At 70.8% G+C, this 18,300-nt stretch carries 18 protein-coding genes; 7 read left to right on the forward strand and 11 right to left on the reverse strand.

From position 1 onward, the window contains the following. The first annotated feature begins 74 nt into the window (after nucleotides 1–74). Nucleotides 75–731: a class I SAM-dependent methyltransferase gene (locus ACWDZ6_RS05145; RefSeq protein ID WP_451501720.1), complete on the forward strand. Its 657-nt coding sequence runs from the start codon at nucleotides 75–77 to the stop codon at nucleotides 729–731. A gap of 91 nt (nucleotides 732–822) precedes the next feature. Here ACWDZ6_RS05145 and ACWDZ6_RS05150 read toward each other — a convergent pair whose 3' ends face one another. Then, nucleotides 823–2,136 carry a phosphoribosyltransferase family protein gene (locus ACWDZ6_RS05150; protein ID WP_451501721.1) on the reverse strand — a complete coding sequence of 438 codons (1,314 nt, stop codon included), beginning with the start codon at nucleotides 2,134–2,136 and terminating at the stop codon, nucleotides 823–825. A gap of 131 nt (nucleotides 2,137–2,267) precedes the next feature. On the opposite strand from ACWDZ6_RS05150, the gene ACWDZ6_RS05155 reads away from it, so the two are divergent. Continuing rightward, entirely contained in the window at nucleotides 2,268–3,053 is a 786-nt protein-coding gene (locus tag ACWDZ6_RS05155) for an HAD-IIA family hydrolase (protein ID WP_389185019.1), read from the forward strand. A gap of 16 nt (nucleotides 3,054–3,069) precedes the next feature. Here ACWDZ6_RS05155 and ACWDZ6_RS05160 read toward each other — a convergent pair whose 3' ends face one another. The 3 genes from ACWDZ6_RS05160 to corA form a co-directional block, all read right to left on the reverse strand. Then, nucleotides 3,070–3,756, reverse strand: a complete 687-nt coding sequence (locus tag ACWDZ6_RS05160) for a histone deacetylase (RefSeq protein ID WP_451501722.1) — start codon at nucleotides 3,754–3,756, stop codon at nucleotides 3,070–3,072. A gap of 168 nt (nucleotides 3,757–3,924) precedes the next feature. After that, nucleotides 3,925–6,099, reverse strand: a complete 2,175-nt coding sequence (locus tag ACWDZ6_RS05165; protein ID WP_451501723.1) for an NPCBM/NEW2 domain-containing protein — start codon at nucleotides 6,097–6,099, stop codon at nucleotides 3,925–3,927. Between the two features lie 247 nt (nucleotides 6,100–6,346). Next, entirely contained in the window at nucleotides 6,347–7,429 is a 1,083-nt protein-coding gene (corA, locus tag ACWDZ6_RS05170) for a magnesium/cobalt transporter CorA (protein WP_389185240.1), read from the reverse strand. A 116-nt stretch (nucleotides 7,430–7,545) separates the two neighbouring features. Between corA and ACWDZ6_RS05175 the strand changes: the two genes are divergently transcribed. Next, nucleotides 7,546–7,785 carry a hypothetical protein gene (locus tag ACWDZ6_RS05175; RefSeq protein WP_451501724.1) on the forward strand — a complete coding sequence of 80 codons (240 nt, stop codon included), beginning with the start codon at nucleotides 7,546–7,548 and terminating at the stop codon, nucleotides 7,783–7,785. Between the two features lie 44 nt (nucleotides 7,786–7,829). After that, nucleotides 7,830–8,627, forward strand: coding sequence for a VOC family protein (locus ACWDZ6_RS05180; protein WP_451501725.1), 798 nt, complete (start codon nucleotides 7,830–7,832; stop codon nucleotides 8,625–8,627). A gap of 115 nt (nucleotides 8,628–8,742) precedes the next feature. Here ACWDZ6_RS05180 and ACWDZ6_RS05185 read toward each other — a convergent pair whose 3' ends face one another. Beyond that, the gene (locus tag ACWDZ6_RS05185; protein WP_389185237.1) at nucleotides 8,743–9,483 is read right to left on the reverse strand and encodes a PP2C family protein-serine/threonine phosphatase; all 741 of its coding nucleotides are present in this window, start codon (nucleotides 9,481–9,483) and stop codon (nucleotides 8,743–8,745) included. 133 nt (nucleotides 9,484–9,616) lie between these two features. Beyond that, nucleotides 9,617–10,429, reverse strand: a complete 813-nt coding sequence (locus tag ACWDZ6_RS05190) for a maleylpyruvate isomerase family mycothiol-dependent enzyme (RefSeq protein ID WP_451501726.1) — start codon at nucleotides 10,427–10,429, stop codon at nucleotides 9,617–9,619. A 183-nt stretch (nucleotides 10,430–10,612) separates the two neighbouring features. Between ACWDZ6_RS05190 and ACWDZ6_RS05195 the strand changes: the two genes are divergently transcribed. Then, nucleotides 10,613–11,371, forward strand: coding sequence for an IclR family transcriptional regulator (locus tag ACWDZ6_RS05195; RefSeq protein WP_451501727.1), 759 nt, complete (start codon nucleotides 10,613–10,615; stop codon nucleotides 11,369–11,371). A 97-nt stretch (nucleotides 11,372–11,468) separates the two neighbouring features. Continuing rightward, on the forward strand, nucleotides 11,469–12,716 hold the full coding sequence (locus tag ACWDZ6_RS05200; RefSeq protein ID WP_451501728.1) for a PP2C family protein-serine/threonine phosphatase: 1,248 nt from the start codon (nucleotides 11,469–11,471) through the stop codon (nucleotides 12,714–12,716). On the opposite strand, the gene ACWDZ6_RS05205 is transcribed toward ACWDZ6_RS05200, so the two are convergent. From ACWDZ6_RS05205 to ACWDZ6_RS05225, 5 genes are all read right to left on the reverse strand, one after another. Further along, entirely contained in the window at nucleotides 12,695–13,141 is a 447-nt protein-coding gene (locus ACWDZ6_RS05205; protein WP_451501729.1) for a GYD domain-containing protein, read from the reverse strand. The two genes, ACWDZ6_RS05200 and ACWDZ6_RS05205, sit on opposite strands and share 22 nt — an antisense overlap. Nucleotides 13,142–13,211: 70 nt before the next feature. After that, on the reverse strand, nucleotides 13,212–13,463 hold the full coding sequence (locus ACWDZ6_RS05210; RefSeq protein WP_451501730.1) for a hypothetical protein: 252 nt from the start codon (nucleotides 13,461–13,463) through the stop codon (nucleotides 13,212–13,214). Beyond that, complete coding sequence (locus ACWDZ6_RS05215; protein WP_451501731.1) at nucleotides 13,463–13,861, reverse strand: hypothetical protein; 399 nt, start codon at nucleotides 13,859–13,861, stop codon at nucleotides 13,463–13,465. Before ACWDZ6_RS05215 ends, ACWDZ6_RS05210 begins: the two co-directional genes overlap by 1 nt. A 55-nt stretch (nucleotides 13,862–13,916) precedes the next feature. Then, nucleotides 13,917–15,410 (reverse strand): sensor histidine kinase, encoded by a 1,494-nt coding sequence (locus tag ACWDZ6_RS05220; RefSeq protein ID WP_451501732.1) that lies wholly within the window; start codon nucleotides 15,408–15,410, stop codon nucleotides 13,917–13,919. Then, nucleotides 15,407–16,117 carry a response regulator transcription factor gene (locus ACWDZ6_RS05225; RefSeq protein WP_451501733.1) on the reverse strand — a complete coding sequence of 237 codons (711 nt, stop codon included), beginning with the start codon at nucleotides 16,115–16,117 and terminating at the stop codon, nucleotides 15,407–15,409. Before ACWDZ6_RS05225 ends, ACWDZ6_RS05220 begins: the two co-directional genes overlap by 4 nt. A 222-nt stretch (nucleotides 16,118–16,339) precedes the next feature. On the opposite strand from ACWDZ6_RS05225, the gene ACWDZ6_RS05230 reads away from it, so the two are divergent. Next, on the forward strand, nucleotides 16,340–18,292 hold the full coding sequence (locus ACWDZ6_RS05230) for a sensor histidine kinase (protein WP_451501734.1): 1,953 nt from the start codon (nucleotides 16,340–16,342) through the stop codon (nucleotides 18,290–18,292). Nucleotides 18,293–18,300: the final 8 nt, after the last annotated feature.

Consider the following 18,300-nt stretch of genomic DNA (forward strand, 5'->3'; position numbering starts at 1 on the left):
ACGGCAGACGTGCGCACTCCCCCGGCGGCCCGTGCCGGCGGCCGTTGTCAGTGGCTGCTGAGAGGCTCGGTGTCATGACCGATCCCGCCGCTTCGATCACCGACTACTGGGACGCCGCCGCGTCCGCCTTCGACGACGAGCCGGACCACGGACTCCGCGCCGGACCGACACGTGCCGCATGGGCCCGGCTGCTGGGCTCCTGGCTGCCGTCGCACCCGGTGGACGTCCTGGATGTCGGCTGCGGCACCGGATCCCTTTCCCTGCTGCTCGCCGAGGCCGGACACCGGGTGACCGGCATCGACCTGGCGCCGCGCATGGTCGAACAGGCGCGTACGAAGCTCGCGGCCGCCGGCCATGGGGCCCGTTTCCTGGTCGGGGACGCGGCGATACCGCCGACGGGCGACCGGCGCTTCGATGTCCTCCTCTCCCGGCACCTGGTGTGGACGCTGCCCGACCCCGAGGCAGCGTTGCGCGAGTGGGTCACCCGTCTGCGACCGGGCGGCCGTCTGGTGCTGGTCGAGGGCCGGTGGCGCGAGGCCGGACAGAAGGGAGTGCCCTACGTACCTCAAGCAGCGTCCCTGCCGTGGAACGGCGGAATCGGCGCGGCGGAACTGGCCGCCGCCGTACGCCCGCTCGTGGCGGACCTGCGCGTCGAACCGCTCAGCGGCGACCCGCACTTGTGGGGCGGCCCGGTGACCGACGAACGGTACGCGCTGATCGCCGGGGTCTGACGGGCACGGCCTGCAGGTCGCGGGCGCATCCTGGTGGCCGAGCCGCACGCCGTACACCGCGGGCCTGCTCCATCAGCTGGAGTACTGCCCCCTATGACGGCGGGTCAGGGATCGGCCGGGAACCGGTCAGGTGCCTGACGAACCAGGAGCGGGCGAGGTCCGCGACCTGGTCCAGGGCCCCGGGTTCCTCGAAGAGATGCGTGGCGCCGGGGACGATCTCGAGCCGGTTCTCGCAGCGCAGCTCCGCCTGCGCGTGCCGGTTGAGATCGAGCACCAAGGTGTCCTGGCCGCCCACGATGAGCAGTGTGGGCGCCCGTACCTCTCCGAGCCGCGGTCCGGCGAGGTCGGGCCGGCCGCCGCGGGAGACCACGGCGCCGATGCCCGGGCCGGCCGAGGCGTCGCCGGGCGCGGCGGCCCGCAGCGCCGCCGCGGCTCCGGTGCTCGCCCCGAAGTAGCCGATCGGGAGGGACTCGCGGCTCCGCAGCCAGCGGGTGGCGTCCGCCAGCCGCCGGGCCAGGGTTTCGATGTCGAAGACGTTCGCCCGGTCGGCTTCCTCCGCCGGTGTGAGCAGGTCGAAGAGCAAGGTGCCCAGACCCGCACGGTTCAGGGTCGTCGCCACGTGCCGGTTGCGCGGACTGTGGCGGCTGCTGCCCGAGCCGTGGGCGAACATCACGATCGCTCCGGCACCGTCGGGAAGGGTGAGATCCCCGGCCAGCGGGACCCCGCCGGCGTCCACCTCGACCGCGGTGACCTCGGCCTTCGTGGACCCGACGTCCGCGGCCTGTGCGAGCAGCGAGACGACGTCTTCGTCGGGGGTCTGGGAGAAGTCTTGGTACCACTCGCCGACGGCGGAGAACATGGCCGGCGTGGAGAGGCAGACCACCTCGTCCGCCTTGGTGCGCAGCCAGGCGACCGCATCCGGTGGCGCCACCGGAACGGCCAGCACCACACGGCCCGCCCCCTGCGCCCGTACGACCTCGCAGGCGGCCGCCGCCGTGGCACCGGTCGCGATCCCGTCGTCCACGATGATCGCCGTCCGGCCCTCGAGTGCCACGCGCGGCCTGTCCTCGCGGAACCGCCGGGCCTGCCGTGCGAGTTCCGCCTCCTCGGCGTGCTCGACCGATGTGAGTTCCTCGCGCCGGATCCTGCCGCGGCGGACGATGTCGTCACTGATGACCCGCACTCCGCCTTCGCCGATGGCACCGAACGCCAGCTCCCGGTGGTAGGGGACACCGAGCTTGCGGACCACGATCACATCGAGCGGGGCGCCGAGCGCCCGCGCCACTTGGTAGGCCACCGGGACTCCGCCCCGGGGCAGGCCCAGGACGACGGGTTTCTCCTCCTGGAGGTGCCGTAGCGCTTCCGCCAGGCGCCGTCCCGCGTCCGTGCGATCGGTGAACAGCACAGTGGTTCACCCCCAACCCAGGGGAGACAGGAACCACTCCCGCACCTCTTTCAAAATAACCCCATTTGCCGCTGCTGAGGAGGTTGGCGAGGTCCGGGGCCACGGTCGCGCGTGGGGCTACGGTCGTGAGTATGGAGCGAATCCGCGCGGTCCTGATCGATATCGACGGCGTGCTCACGGTGTCCTGGAAGCCGCTGCCCGGCGCCGTGGCCGCCATGGAACGCCTGCGCGCCGCGGGACTCCCACTGGCGCTGGTCACCAACAACACCTCACGGACCCGCGCCGCGATCGCCGCGAAGCTGTCGGCTGTGGGCTTTCCGGTCGGCGCCGAGGACATCCTCACGGCACCCGCCGTCACCGCCGCGTATCTGCGCGAGCACTATCCGGACGCCCGCTGCCTGCTGATCAACACCGGTGACGTACGGGACGATCTCGCGGGCGTGACACTCCTCGACGAAGGTGATGACACAGCCCCTGATGTGGTGGTCTTCGGCGGCGCGGGCGACGACTTCACGTATCCGGTCCTCAACCGTGCCTTCCGTGAGCTGCAGCGCGGTGCGCCGCTCGTCGCGATGCACCGGAATCTGTACTGGCGTACCTCGGACGGGCTCGAGCTCGACACCGGGGCGTTCCTTCTGGGGCTGGAGCGGGCCGCCCGGGTCGGGGCGGAGATCACCGGCAAGCCGGCCGAGGCGTTCTTCGCCACCGCCCTGGCGCATCTCGGCGCGGACGCGTCGGAAACGGTGATGGTGGGCGACGACATCGAATCCGATGTACTGGCGGCTCAGCGCAGCGCGATCACCGGCGTGCTGGTGAAGACCGGCAAGTACCTGCCCGAGACGCACGAGGCGGCCGACGGCACACCGGACCATGTTCTCGACTCTTTCGCCGACCTGCCTGACCTGCTGGAACTCTGAAGAGCTCGGCCTGAGATCACTCCGAAGCGCTCCCGCTCCCGCGCCGGCGCCCGTTCCCGTTCCCGTCGGCGACCAGTGCCGCGATCTCCGCGGCCGTCCACCGCCCCTCGGCCCCCGGGCAGCCCGCCAGATACTCGGCGGCCCGCAGCGCACTCCAGCCGTGTGCCGCGACGACCCCCGCCACCAGATGCCGCAGGTAGGCCGCGGCGGGCGGCTTCATCGCGACGTCCGAGACGCGCCAGGGGGCCGTGAACGTCAGCACCGGACAACCGTCCAGCAGGCCGGCGCACACCAGCGTCTCGTACCGCCCGGGGCCCGTCTCCGCGCGCCCACGGCTGAGAACCTCCGTCAGATCGAGGTCCGGGCCCGGCTCGCGGTACATCTCCTGCGCGGCGATGTCGGAGAACTGCGCGGCCGTCAGCAAGTGGGCGCGGGCCGGCAGTTCGCCGCCGCCGTCAGGGTCGTAGAACGCTCGGCCGCCGGTCCACACCTGCGACTCGGTGGCGAAGTACAGCATCCCCGGCAGCATGACCGCCACCGAACGCGCGGGCGGGCGGGAGTCCCGGCAACCGGCGAGGTAGCGGTTCAGCCGTTCAAGATCCATATTGGAGCCGTACGCCGCGTACCAGACGAGAGGGACGTCCTCCGCGCGGTATCCGTCGCGGGCCCCGGTGACTGTTTCGGGCCGTCGGGCTCTGATCACGTGCTCACTCCGCAGAGACGTTGCATGCCGTGCCCCTCCACTATCCACGGGTACCGCGACTGCGGGACGTCGCCGGGCGTGCGCGAGGCCGCCCGGCGCCGGGCTCTGCAACGAGCCCGGCGCCACCACGTCGCGGGAGGGCGGCGGATGCCGCGCAGCTGCGGCCACTCAGGTGCAGGTGAGCCTGGGTGCCGCCCAGTCCGCGTGGTCGTAGTTGATGCCGTCGCCGCTGTCGGTGATCACCAGCCTGAGTTCCAGGCCGCCGGTGAGATCCGCGGTGAGCTCTCTGGACGCGTCGGCTCCGGTGAGCCGGCCGCTGTCGGCGACCTTGGTGCCGTCCCGGTAGATCTGGAAGACCACCGACCCGTTCGCACCGCCCGACTCGTCGTCGACACCGACGCCGGTGGTGAGCGTCGTGCAGCTGCCGCCGATGTAGTACGTGACCGTGGACCCCGCGTGGGTGCCCAGGCCCTTGGCGTAGGTGGTGCCGTTGACGGTGAGGGTCCTGCCGTCTCCTGCGGCCTGTTCGCCGTTGCTGCGGTCGCGTTCGACGGGGCCCCAGCCGTTGACCGCCGACGTCCATGACAGGTCGCTGAGTGCGTGCGTACCGCCCGCGGGACCGTTCCCGCAGGTCAGCTTGGCATCGGCCCAGTCGGCGTGGTCGTAGTCGATACCGTCGCCGCCATCGGTGACGACCAGCCTCAGTGTCGTACCGCCCGCGAGGTCGGCACTGAGCCGCCGGGGCGGGTCGGCGGCCGTACGCAGCCCGCTGTCGGCGACCAGCGCGGCGTCGCGATAGATCCTGAACGCGGCCGAACCGCCCGCTGTCGACTCGTCGTCCACGCCGACATCGACGCTCAGCGACCGGCAGGTACCACCCAGGTGGTACGTGATGTCGCTCGCCGCGTGGGTGCCCAGGCCCTTGGCGTAGGTGGTGCCGTTGACGGTGAGGGTCCTGCCGTCTCCCGCGGCCTGTTCGCCGTTGCTGCGGTCGCGTTCGACCGGGCCCCAGCCGTTGACCGCCGACGTCCACGACAGGTCGCTGAGCTGGTTGACCCCGGCCGGCGGCGGCACCGGAGCGCCCGGCGTCACGCGGTACATGACCGTGCCGTGGGCGGGCACCGAAGCGCTGATGGTGCCCGTGGTGGTGCTGGTCTGCCGGGACCAGAGATCCTTGAGGGCGTACGAGGACGCGCCACCGATCCCGATCGCCCCGACGGTCGTCGAGACCGTCTTCGTGGACGTGGTCTCATTCGTGAGAGTCACCGAACGGCCGCCGTCCGCCAGGGGTTTGGACATCACCACCAGGCCGCCGGAGCTTGCCACCACCGTGGCCTGCTTGCCCAGGCTGTCCTGGTCGACCGCGATGACGTCGGTGTTCTTCAGGATCGCGAGGGTCGCGGCGGACGCGCTGCGCAGATCACTGCCGATCAGCAGCGGTGCGGCCATCTGCGCCCAGAGGCTGAAGTGCGTGCGGTACTCGGTGTCGCTCATCCCGCCGTTGCCGACCTCGAGCATGTCCGGGTCGTTCCAGGCGCCGGGCTTGGCATACGGCGCCAGCCCCTGGTTCCGGTGTGCGATGCCGATCATGCTGGACCAGGAATCGCTGATGTCCCCGGTGGTGCGCCAGGAGTTGCCGATGTCGGGTGCCCAGTTCCAGGGCTGGTTCTCTCCCCACTCGCAGATGCTGTAGAGGATGGGCCGGCCGGTCGCCTTCAGCGCGTTGGCCATCGCCGTGTAGCGCTGCCTGGCGTCGGCGCCCGTGTTGTTGCAGTTGTCGTACTTGAGGTAGTCCACCCCCCAGGACGCCCACAGGTCGGCATCCTGCTGCTCGTGGCCGAGACCGCCGGGAAACCCCTGTACGTCACAGGTCTTGGTGCCGGCACTCGAGTAGATGCCGAACTTCAGTCCCTTGGAATGCACATAGTCGGCGACCGCCTTGATGCCGCCCGGGAAACGCACCGGATCGGGGACGAGATTCCCGGCGGCGTCGCGCGAGGGGAGCGCCCAGCAGTCGTCGATGTTGACGTAGGTGTACCCGGCGTTCTTGAGGCCCTGCGAGACGAAGGCGTCCGCGATGCCCTTGACCATCGCCTCGTTGAACTCGGCCCGGCAGTGGGTGGAGTTCCAGTTGTTGAAGCCCATCTGAGGCGTACGCGCCAGGCCGTTGTCGGCGGCCGGTGCCGTGGGAGTCGGGACAGCCGTGGCGGCCTTGCCGGCGATGGCGGTCGTGCCGGCTGCGTCAGCCGGGACGGCGATGAACGCCCCGCCGCCGGTGAGCAACGCGAGCGCGGCGGCGACGGTGGCCAGACGCTCTCTGAAGATGTGTCGTTCGGTGTGCATATTCGGCTCCGGAGGGGGGTGAATGGCGCACAAACAAACGGGGACGAACGAAAGCGACCACATCTCAGCGCCGAGTCAGGCACATGTCAATAGATCGGGCGCCAACTGCCCGGCAGGGAGCCACGGGACGCCGGCCACGCAGCCGTCGTCACGCTGAAGGTGAGACCCGCGGACCGGATCCCGCCGACGGGTCGGAGCCGGCCGTTGCGGCGGAAGCAGTCGGAGCCGGCCGTTGCGGCGGAAGCAGTCAGAGCCAGCCGTTGCGGCGGAAGCTGCGGTGGACGACGAAGCAGACGGCGACCATGACGACGAGGACGAGCGGGTAGCCGTAGGTCCAGTGCAGCTCCGGCATGTGGTCGAAGTTCATGCCGTACACCCCGCAGACCATGGTCGGTACGGCGATGATCGCCGCCCATGCGGTGATCTTGCGCATGTCCTCGTTCTGGGCGACGGTCACCTGCGCCAGATGGGCCTGGAGGATCGAGTCGAGCAGCGCGTCGAACGACGTGATCTGCTCCGTGACGCGGGCCAGATGGTCGGCGACATCACGGAAGTACGGCTGGATGTCCTGGCCGACCGGCGGCAGCGGCTGGGTGGCCAGGGCGTGCAGCGGCCGGTCCAGCGGCGCCACCGCGCGCTTCAGCTCCAGCAGCTCGCGCTTGAGCTGATAGATCCGGCCGGCGTCGCCACGGCCCGCCTGCTCGCTGAAGACGGCGGACTCGGCAGCGTCGATGTCGCTCTGCACGGCGTCCGCCACGGCGAGATAGTCGTCGACCACATGGTCGGCTATGGCGTGGAGTACGGCGGCAGGGCCCTTGGCCAGCTGCTCGGGCATGGCCTCCAGGGCCTCCCGGAGCGGGCCGAGTGAACCGTGCCTGCCGTGCCGGACGGTGATCACGAAGTCGGTACCGGTGAAGATCATGAGCTCTCCGGTGTCCACCACTTCGCTGGTGGCGGTGAGTTCCTCGTGCTCGACGTAGCGGCACGTCTTGAAGACGGCGAACAGCGTCTCCTCGTACCGTTCCACCTTGGGCCGCTGATGCGCGTTCACCGCGTCCTCGACGGCCAGCGGATGCAGACCGAACAGCTCGGCGACCCCGGCGAACTCCGTCTCGGAGGGTTCGTGCAGCCCGATCCACACAAAGCCGCGCCCGGTCTTGCGCACCCGCCGTACGGCCTCGTCGACCGGACAGGTCTCGGGCTGCCGCACACCGTCCTCGTAGATCACGCAGTTGACGACCGTGCTGCCGAGCGGGGAGCGGGCCGGATGGCTCAGGTCCACAGTCCTGCGGGCGGCGCGGCGCACCGCACGGCGGAGATTGCTGATCACGGGCACGGCTGACTCCTTCGGACACCAGCGGCCAGTGTGCCACCGGCCGCCCCCGGTCCGGCCGCGGCCCTTGCCCGGGCAGGCAACGGCGCCGCTCTGTTGGGTGCAGCGTCGCCGTGGCCGCCCGGTTCGGCGAGGCACCCGGCGTCCCCGAAACCGATGTCGGCCGCCGGCGAGAAGTCGTCGAGGCGTTCTTCGCCGCCTCACGCGGCGGCGACTTCGACATGCTGCTCGTGCTGCTCGACCCGGAGGTCGTACTCCTTACGGACACCGCGGCCGCACTGCCGGGCGCGGGCCCGGCGATACGGCTCAGCGGCGCCCCGCTTCGGCGCGCGGGCCGACGGCGGGCTGGTTAGCGTGAAAAGCCGGACCAGTCGTCGAGCAGGAGAGAGTTGGAGCCATGGCCGCGCAACCTGAGGGCATGCCGTGCTGGGTCGATGCGATGTTCAGCGACGTCGAAGGAGCCAAGACCTTCTACGGCGATGTGCTGGGCTGGACGTTCGGTGAGTCGTCGTCGGAGTACGGCAACTACACACAGGCCTACTCCGACGGCAAGGCGGTGGCCGCCGTCGTCCCCCCGATGCCCGGCCAGGAAGGCCAGTCGGCGTGGTGTCTGTACCTCGCGTCGCCGGACGCCGCCGCCGTCGCCGGGAAGATCCGTGACAACGGGGGCGAGGTGCTGATGGAGCCGATGCAGGTCGGCGAATTCGGCTCGATGCTCCTGGCCCGCGACCCGGGCGGTGTCGTCTTCGGGGTCTGGCAGGCGGGCGCCCACGAAGGCTTCGAGGCGAAGGGCACGCCCGGCTCGTACTGCTGGGCCGAGGTCTTCACCAGGGAGCCCGAGAAGTCGGACGGCTTCTTCCCCGCCGTCTTTCCTTACCGCGTGAAGCGGATGGACGACGACGTCATGGACTACAGGCTCTTCAACCTCGGGGACGAGCCCGTTCTGGGCCGGATGAAGATGACGGACGACTTCCCGCCCGAGGTGCCGCCCCACCTGAACGTGTACTTCGGTGTGGAGGACTGCGACGCGGCGGTGGCGAAGGCGACCGCACGCGGCGGGGTGCTGCGGTTCGGGCCGATGGACAGTCCGTTCGGCCGGTTCGCGGCGCTGACCGACCCGCAGGGCGCGGCGTTCTCCGTCATCGACATGACGACCACCGCGGGCGACATGCCCAGGACTTCCGACGTGGCCTGAGCGGTCATCGGCGATTCTGCTCCCTTGTGGATCCGGTCGACGCCCTGATCCCGGCGCATCAGCCCGGAGCCCCGGGCCGCCTGCCCGGGACTCCGGGCTGCGGCGGGGAGATGCCCTACTCGCCGATACGCACCAGGGCGAGCGTGATGTTGTCAGGCCCTCCGGCCTCGATGGCGGCCTTCCACAACTCGTAGGCGGCCCGGCCGTCGTCGTGCACCCGCAGCAGGCCGTCGATCACATCGTCCGGCACCGGGTCGGTCAGCCCGTCGGTGCAGATCAGGTAGCGGAGGCCCGCGGACACCGGGGCGGCGGCCGTGTGCGCCGTGATGGCGGTGAACGTGGGGCTGCCGCCGAGCGTCTGCGTGACGGCTGACGTGGTGCGCCGCCCGGGTGCCGGCGGCGGGCTGTCGTCCACGCTCACCTGGCGAAGTCCGTCGTCAGTCACCTCGAACACCTTGCTGTCGCCGACATTGAACGTCAGCAGCGAATCCGCCAGCACGACGGCACCCGCGACCGTGGTTCCCATGGTGACCCGCTCGGGAAACCCGTCGGTCGCCGCATACACCGCGTGATTGCACAGGTCCAGCACGTCACGGACGGCTTCTTCGCCGTCCAACGTAGGTCCCAGCGAGGCGAGTTGCCGGACGACCAGTGCGCTCGCCACTTCGCCGGCCGGCTGCCCGCCCAGCCCGTCGGCGACCGCGACGACGAGCGGTGTGCCGAAGGGGAACAGGAGCGTCTGAGGATTCTCGGTCACGGTGCCGCACAGCGTCCACGGTCCGACCACGAGGCTGTCCTCGTTGTGATCCCGGATCAGCCCGTCATGGCTCAAGGCGGTCACCGCTATGTAGGGCACTGGCATTTTCCGCCCTTCCGTAAACGGCAGGCGTGTCCTCACCTCCATTGTGACGCCGCGAGAGGGGCGGCCGACGTGCCGGGGCCTCCCGGAAGTGGTGCGGGACGCGCACCCCCGCACCACCGGCCGGACTTCAGGGTGCCGTGAAAAGTGTCGGGAAACGGGGAGCGAGCCAGGGCTTGCGGCCCCAGGCGAGCACGCGGCCCCGGGCGATTGCTCCCCACGGGTCGCAGCGGCCGAGCGCCATGAGCAGGAAGGTGACCGGCTCGGTGAGGATGGTGCAGTCCGGGCGGCTCGATGGCTGCGCGCTCACGGCGACGGCGCCGCCTGTGAGCGTGACGCCGAAGCGGGCGCCGCCCCACAGACGGATCGTGTAGCGGGCGGTCAGCCCAGCGGCGGCGGCGGTGTCGACCACCCGCGGCATGGCCGTGATCAGGAAGGGCAGGGTCAGTTCGACCCGGCCGCGGTCGATCATGTGCGGACGGCCGAGCGCGCGGGCGAGGTCGTAGCCGTGCCCGAGCATGTGCGCCAGCAGGTACGAGCCCAGTTCGGCCCGGCTCATCGGGCCGAGGGGGGTGACCACAGTCCCCTCGATCGCCTGCTGGTCCACCGCCTTGAGGAATGCGGCGGCCTGGACCACGATCATCTCGGCCAGCGGATCGGCCCCGCGCTCGTCGAACCCGGCCAGCGCGCGCTCATTGGCCGCGGCCAGGCTCTGCGGGGTGCCGTCCCCGTAGCCGCGCTCCTGCCCTGCCGCGATATCGGCCATCAGCTCATTGGCCTGCGCCAGATGCGCGGCCGCCGCCCCGACGCTCCACTCGGAGTCGGGTACCGGAACAGCCGTGTCGGCAACTCCGCGCAGCAGCGCGGCGATGTCCTCGGCGGTGTCGCGTATCGCGTCACCGAGGCCCTCGGGCAGAGTGCCTCGTACTTCCTGCCCAGCCACTGGTGCCACGTTTCTCCCATCATGGGCTGCGTACCCGCAGCGCGTGCGAATCCGTCCGGGATCGCCCGCGGTAGACAACCAGGCAAAGAGAGCTGCGACAAGAGGCTGCGCGGGCGGCCCGGGCAATGGCCGGCGTCCCGGCTCGACCTTGCTAACGCGATACACCGGGCGCAATCTGGTGGTATGGCTGCGCAGGACGGCCCAACGCTCATCACTTCCGTGCAGCGAGCCTTCCGCTTGATGGAAGCTGTGGGGGCGCACGAGGGCGGCGTACCGGCGAAGCAGCTGGCACGCGAGTCGGGGCTGCCGCTGGCCACCGCGTACCACCTGCTGCGAACCCTGGTCCACGACGGGTACCTGCGGAAGCTGGACGACGGCGGGTTCGTCATCGGGGACAAGCTGCACATGCTGCACGTCGGAAGCAGTGGGCAGGCGCTGCTCACCCGTATCCGTCCCACGCTCGCCGCCCTGCGGGACGAAACGTCTGCCGCCGCCTACCTGACCTTCTACGAGGACGGCGAGATCCGGGTCGCCGAGATCGTCGACAGCCCGCGGGCGCCACGGGTCGACCTCTGGGTGGGATTCGAGGACGCCGGGCACGCCACGGCGCTGGGTAAGTGCGTTCTGCGTGAGCTGGACGAAGACTCCCGCAGCGACTACCTCTCCAGGCACCAGCTCGCCGATCTCACGCCGCGGACCATTACCCACCGTTCCGAACTGCTCCGACGACTCGAATCGTCACCCGCCACCCCGGCCGTCATGGACGTGGAGGAGTACTCCCTCGGTACGGTCTGCGTCGCCGTGCCGGTATACAGCGGCGAGACGCTCGGCTCGCTCGGTGTCTCCGTCCGGGCGGACCGGCTCTCCCGAATCGATCAGGTCCTCGCGCAGCTGATCCCGGCAGCGAACCGCGTGACCAGGGGCCTCTCGCTCACTATCTGAAATTCCTGTCCTTGTGGCGCACCCGCTCCTCCCTGTTTCCTGGATAAAACGGGCACTTCAGCCCTCATTGACGGATCAGGGAGTTGCGGACGCGAACATGATTCAGACCCGAGACGATCAGCGCGACCGCCCACGGATCTGGAAGCTCAAGAAGCAGACGGCCGGCTCCGGCACGCCGGCCAGGCCGGACGGGGGGCCGGGAGCGGCCCTGGCCGCCGGGGCGACAAAGCTGGACCAGCCGCGCACCGCCGCACTCCTCGCCGGCGCGCCCGCACTGATCGTCTTTGCGGTGGCGCTCCTCGCCCTCCTCAGCGGAACCGGGGCGACCTGGCTGCCGCTGCTCGCCGTCGGACCCACGCTGGCCGCCGCCACCAGCAGGCCGTGGGGAGTCCTCCGTATCGGCTTCATCGCCGTGGCGCTGGGCGCGGTGTTCGGCGTACGCGGCGGTGCGCCGGGGCGTGAGCAGGCAATCGTGCTGTCCGCACTGGTCGCCGTCACCCTCGCGGGCAGCCTGGCCAGCGCGCTGCGCGGGCGTCGCGAAAGGGTGCTGGAGGCCGTCCGCTCGGTCGCCGAAGCCGCCCAGCACGCCCTCCTCAGGCCCGTGCCTGCCACTGTCGGCCAGTTCCAGGTGGCTGTCCGCTACAGCGCCGCCGCGGCGGAGGCCCGTATCGGCGGGGACCTCTACGCCCTCGTGCCCACCCCGTACGGGATCAGGCTGATCGTCGGTGATGTGCGGGGCAAGGGGCTGCCCGCGGTGAGTACTGCCGCCCTGGTGCTCGGTGTCTTCCGTGAAGCCGCCTATGACGAGCCGGACCTTCTGGATGTCGTCGGCAGGATCGAGCGGAGCCTCGCGCGGAACCTGGGTCCCGACGACTTCGTCACCGCCGTTGTCGCCGGGTACGCGGGGGCCGGGCGTATGGAGATAGTCAACTGTGGACACGCCGCTCCGCTACTGGTGCGGGGCAGCGACGTCACGGCTGTCGAACCGGCACATCCGACTCCGCCTCTCGGGCTGAACACACTCACCGGCGAGACCCCGAACCTTCAGGTGCTGTCTTTCACCGACGGCGACCAGTTGCTCCTCTACACCGACGGGGTGACCGAGGCCCGCAACCACAGTCGTGAGTTCTACCCGCTCATCGAGGGGGTGGCACGGCACCTGTCGGACGAGCCGTCCCGTACCGTCGCCGCGCTGCACAACGAGCTGCTGGAGCACGTGGGCGGGCGCCTCCACGACGACGCGGCACTGCTTCTGCTCCGGAAACCGGCCGTTGCCGGCTCGGCGGCGTCCACGAGGGGTGCGTCCACAGCCGACATGGCGTGTCAGGCGCCGGGCGCGCGGTAGTCCACCTTCTGGCGGACCGCCTCGTCGATCTCCTCGGGCGTCAGCAGCACGACGATGCTCGTGCGCACGCCGCCGGCCGCGGACACAACGAGACCCAGGGCCGCGGCGGAGGCGTTGTTCGGCAGGTCCGCCGTGACATAGACGTCATCGTCACCGAATGCCCAGTGCATTGATTCGAGCCGACCCCCCACGCTCTGGACCATGCGTTCGACGACATCACGGCGCGCCGTGCCGCCTTCCTTGAGCAGGCCCTTCAGTCCCTCCGTGGTCAACTTGGCTTTGACGAGGTATTTCGACATCGGCCTCCGCCTTTCACATCCGTCCTGGTTCTGGCCCTTTGCTCGAATTTTTCTTCGGTTACCGGCCATTGACGGGATCAGGAACGGCTCCTGAAGGTCGAAGAAGATGATCCCGGGTACGTCCATCGTCGCCCTGGCCCAGCGCGACTGCATCCGGGCGGGCCGCCGGGGGCCGTCCCCGGCGTCCCTTGCCGGATCAGTCCTGCCCGTCTTCCGCCGCCGCGGACTCCGCTGCGGCAGCGGCCGATTCGGCGGCATCCACGAGCTTCTTCATGTCGGTGACCTCCGCGGGGCCGGTGGTGACGGGGCCGGTGGTGACAGGGCTGTCGGTCGTTCCGCCGGCCTTCTCGTCGTCGTCCTGCCCGCAGCCGGTGAGGGCCGTGAGGAGCAGGAGGGCGGCCGCGACGGTGGTGGCGGTGCGGCGGCGGGACTCCGGCCGGCGGGACATCACTTCTCGCTCCCGTTGCTGTTCGCCTCGCACCAGGTCTTGACCGCGGTCAGGTCCTTCCGGCGCTTCTCGAGGGTGGGAACAAGGGAGCGGCGGAAGGTGAGCTTGTCGTTGAGGTACGTCTCGATCTCGGTGTGACCGGCTGCCTTGGCGTTTTCGACCCGCTTCGCCAGCCGGGCGATGGAACCGCGCCGCGCCGCGTTCCCGTCGAGGCGGTCAAGGGCTCGGCCGAGGCGCTTCTCGATCTTCGGTACCCGCTTGCAGAGAGCCTGGGCACCGTCGCCGGTGGGCGCGGCGTCCGGCGACGGTGCCCCTCCGCCGGCCGAGGCCGTGCCCGCCGCGGCGAGCAGCGCGGCGGCGGCGGTGAGAGCGAGGGCAGCGGTCCTGACAGTCCTCATGACGGTTTCTCCTTGGGAACGGGGCGAGGCCCATATGCCTGCGCCTGCCCAGAAGTTAGGAGCCGTCCTTGTGGAAACCTTGTGGGTGCCCGGCAGCTCCGGTCAGCCAGTCCCGCTCGGCAGGCAAGAGGATCTCGGTCTGCCTGCTCTCCCGCACCGGGAGCCGTACCTCGATCCGCGTGCCACCGGCGCCAGGACGGTCCTGGACCTCGACGCGGCCGCCGTGCAGGGCGGTCTGCTGCGCGACGAGGGTCAATCCGAGGCCCGATCCGGGGCTTTCCGGTCCGCGCTCGAAGCGATGGAAGACCGCGGCACGGCGCGGGGGCGGGATGCCGGGCCCGTGGTCGTCCACCGTCAGTACGGCGACCGAGCCCCTGGGGTGTCCGCCCGCTCTCAGGCCCAGCTCGATCCGGGCCCGTCCGTCGCTGCCCCGCCCGTGCATCAGCGCATTGGCCAGGAGGTTGTCGACGATTGTTCGTACCCCGGGCTCCCATGCGTGCACGCTGAGGCGCGGCATCACCGGCACATTGATCTGCGCCGTGGGATGCCTGCGCTCGGCGTCGGCGACGGAGGCGTCGATTACTTCGGTGAGGTCCACCGGACCGAAGGCATCGGCCTCGACCAGGTCGCCACGTCCGAGTTCCCTGAGCATCACCAGCAGGCTCAGCAGCCGGGCGTGTTCGGTCCGGAGATCCCTCAGGACCTCATCCCGGTCCACCGGCGCGAGGTCGGGATGCTGGGACAGGATCTCCAGATTCGTCTGCATGCTCATCAGCGGGGTGCGCAGTTCATGCGCCGCGGCGGAGGCGAACGACCGAGCGGTGGTCAGGGCACCCGTGGTCCGCGCGGCCTGTTCGTCATAGCGGGCCAGTACGGTCTGCAGCGTCCGGGCGAGGTCGTCGACCTCGGTGACCCCGGTCCGGCTGTGGTCGAGTCTTGCCGCATCCACCCTCGGGTCGAGGCCGCTGGTGCGCTGTTGCAGCCGGCGCAGCGGGCGGCCGGCCCGCGAGGCGACGGCCAGAGCCAGCAGACCGGCCAACGGGGCGGCCAGCAGCGCCACCATCACCACGCGGCGGCGTACGAGAGCCAGTTGGTCCTCGCTCGCGGTATCCGGGGAGAACAGCCACAGAGTGCCGTCGACACCGGCGCGCGAGCCCTGCACACGTACGGCCAGCACCCGCCAGCTCCTGGACCCCTCCTCGATGGTGACCGGCATCCGTGCGCTCTGCGGAAGGGGTACGGAGGCATCGGGCTGAGGGCCGCCGGATACGGTGCCCTGCGGCCCGGTCAGCCGGATGCCGACATCCAGGCCGGAGGCGTACAACTGCCGTTCACGAGCCTGCTCGACCGCTGCGGGACGGTCGGCGGCGGTGGCCCGCAGCAGCCGACGGGCGTCCCCCGCGGCCACTGCCGCGCGCTCGCGCAGATGCGCGTCCTGCTCGGCGTGCAGATCACGGGCGACCAGCTGGAGCAGCAGCCATCCCGCCGCCAGCACCAGCACCGGCACGGTGACGCCAATGGCGAGTGCGATCCGCGTCGACAGTTTCACGCGCTCCGGCTCCCGTTGTCCGGGCGCAGGACGAAACCGACGCCCCGCACGGTATGGATGATCCGTGCCCGGCCACCGCTCTCCAGCTTGCGCCGCAGATAGCTGACGAAGGTGTCGACGGCATCCGTGCGCACCTCGAAGTCGTACCCCCAGACCCGCTCCAGCAACTGGTCCCGGGTGAGCACGATCCCCACATTGCGCGCCAGGACCTCCAACAGCTCGAACTCCCGCCGGGTCAGCACCAGCAACTCGCCGTCGAGCCTCGCCTCGCGGGCCGCCGGATCCAGCACCAGGGGCCCGATGCGGACCGTGTCCGTGTCCCTCGGCGGCCGCCGGCGCAGCAGCGCCTCGAGCCGCAGCACCAGCTCCTGCAACGCGAACGGCTTGACCAGGTAGTCGTCGCCACCCGCCTGGAGCCCCGCGATGCGGTCCGCCGTCTCGTCCAGCGCCGACAGCATCAGTACGGGAAGGTCGTTGCCGTCGTCGCGCAGGGCCCGGCACACCTGGATTCCGTCGAGACCGGGCATGGAGATGTCGAGCACGACCACATCGGTCGGCTCCCGGCGCACATGGACCAGGGCGGGCCGCCCGCCCTCGGCCAGCGACACCGCGAAACCGGCCAGCCGCAGTCCCCGCTCCAGCGACCGCCGGATCGCCGGATCGTCGTCCACCACCAGCACCCGTCCCCGGCCGACGTCACCGCCCATCAGCCCACCCGCCTCTCCGCTCCCCGCACCACGCCGGCGCCCACCTCATCGTGTACCAGCGACGGCCGGGTCCGCGCCCGTCCCGTGCGGCCGGACGTTGCGTTACGGCAAGGTGACGTACGGTGCATGCCGCTGCCCGCCTGCCTGTGAACCCGTGGCAACCAGTCCCTTACCGTCGGGAAACCGCGCCGGGCACGCCGGTTCGTAGCGTCGTCGGTTGTGATGCGCACCCAACGACGCCTGCTGTCGCAACTGCCCGCTCTGCCCGGCTGGGGAACGATCCGCGGCCGTGTAGCCATCGTGCTCGCCGTCCCCACCTGTCTGCTGCTGGTCGTGACCGGCCTCGGCGTCGCCGACCGGGCCGCCGACTGGTCAGCGGCGCGGGAGACCGCGGGCCGCGTCGAACTCCTCCTCAAGGCCCAGGAACTGGTGCGCGAGCTGCAGCGTGAACGCGGCCTCACCAACGGCCTGCTGGGCGGCGCCAAGGAGTACCGCGACGACGTCGGGGTACAGCGCGCACGCACCGAGACCGCCCGTGCCGGATTCGAGACCCTGCTCGGGGCGGGCGGCGCGGGAGCCGACACCGCCGACACCTTACGTGAGGCGCTCGCCCGGGTCTCGGCCCTGGACACCGTGCGCCGCCGGGTCGACGACGGCACTGTGCAGCGCGCCCCGACCCTGGCCGCGTACACCGGGGCGATCGACAAACTGATCGACGCCGCGGCCGCGGAACCGGCTCGAGGTGACCGAGCCCTCGCCGAGGCGATGGGCGCCTGGCAGGCCCTCGTCCGAGCCACCGAAGCGGTCGCCCTCGAACGCGGCTCCCTCAACGGAGTGTTCGCGGCAGGGCGTTTCAAGGGCAGCGAGTTCCTCGACTTCACCGAGGTACGGGCGGCCCGGCTGGCCTTCCTGACCCAGTACGCCGAACTCGCCACACCCGCCCAGCAGTCCGCGCTGGACGCCGCCTTCGCCACCGGGGAGGCCCGGCGCGCCCTCGGCTACGAGAAGCGGGCGGAGGACGGAGCCGATGGCGGCCGGCTCTCCGTGGACCCCGGCCGCTGGTGGTCCTCCATGACCGCGCTCGTCGACCAACTTCATGGCGTTCAGCGGCAGATCGGCGCCGAGGTACGGCGCCGCGCGGACCGGATAGGGGAGGACGCCACCGGCCAGCTGGGCGGTTTCATCGGCCTCGGTGTGCTGATCCTCGCGGTCGCCGCTGCACTCGCCGTGCTCTCCGCCCGCTCGATCACCCGGCCGCTCGTCGCACTCGCCGATGAGGCCGACTCGGTCGCCCGTAGCGGGCTGCCCGCCGCGGTCGCCCGGATCCAGGAGGCCGAGGCGGGCGACGAACTCGTCTCCGGGCCGTCCCGACGGGTGCCCGACAGTGCCCGCGAGATCACCCGTCTCGCCACCGCCCTGCACAACGTCGAGCACACCGCTATAGGTCTTGCGACCGAGCAGACCGTGCTGCGCCGCAACAGCGCCGAGTCGCTCGCCTCCCTCGGCCGCCGCAACCAGGCACTGCTCTCCCGCCAGCTCGGCCTGATCACCACGCTGGAGAGGCAGGAGATCGACCCGGACGCACTCGGCGAGCTCTTCGAACTCGACCACCTGGCCACCCGCATGCGCCGCAATGCCGAGTCGCTGCTCGTGCTCGCGGGGGAGGAGCTGCCGCCGCGTACCTGGTCCGGACTGGTGTCGGCGGCCGAGGTGGTGCAGTCGGCGATCTCCGAGGTCGAGCAGTACCAGCGCGTGGTCGTGGTCGATGTACAGCACGGCCGCGTCCGTGGCCGGGCCGTCGCCGAGCTCTCCCATCTGCTGGCCGAACTCATCGAGAACGCCCTGCTCTTCTCACCGCCCACGCTCCCCGTCGAGATCTACGGCTGGCGCGACGGCGGCGAGTACTGCCTCGCAGTCGTCGACCGGGGGTCCGGCATGACCGCCGAGGACCTGGCCCGCTCCAACGCCCGGCTCGCCGGGCGGGAGTCCTTCCTGATCACCCCCACCCGCTTCCTCGGCCACTATGTCGTCGGGACCCTCGCGGCCCGGCTCGGCGCGCAGGTCGAACTGCGTCCCACCCAGGGGCAGGACGGTGCCTGCGGCGTCACGGCGTACCTTGCGCTGCCGACCACTCTCGTCGACGTGCAGGAGACGCAGCCGGCGGCGGCCGGCTGATCCCGGCG

The sequence above is a fragment of the Streptomyces sp. NPDC002926 genome (assembly GCF_053591755.1).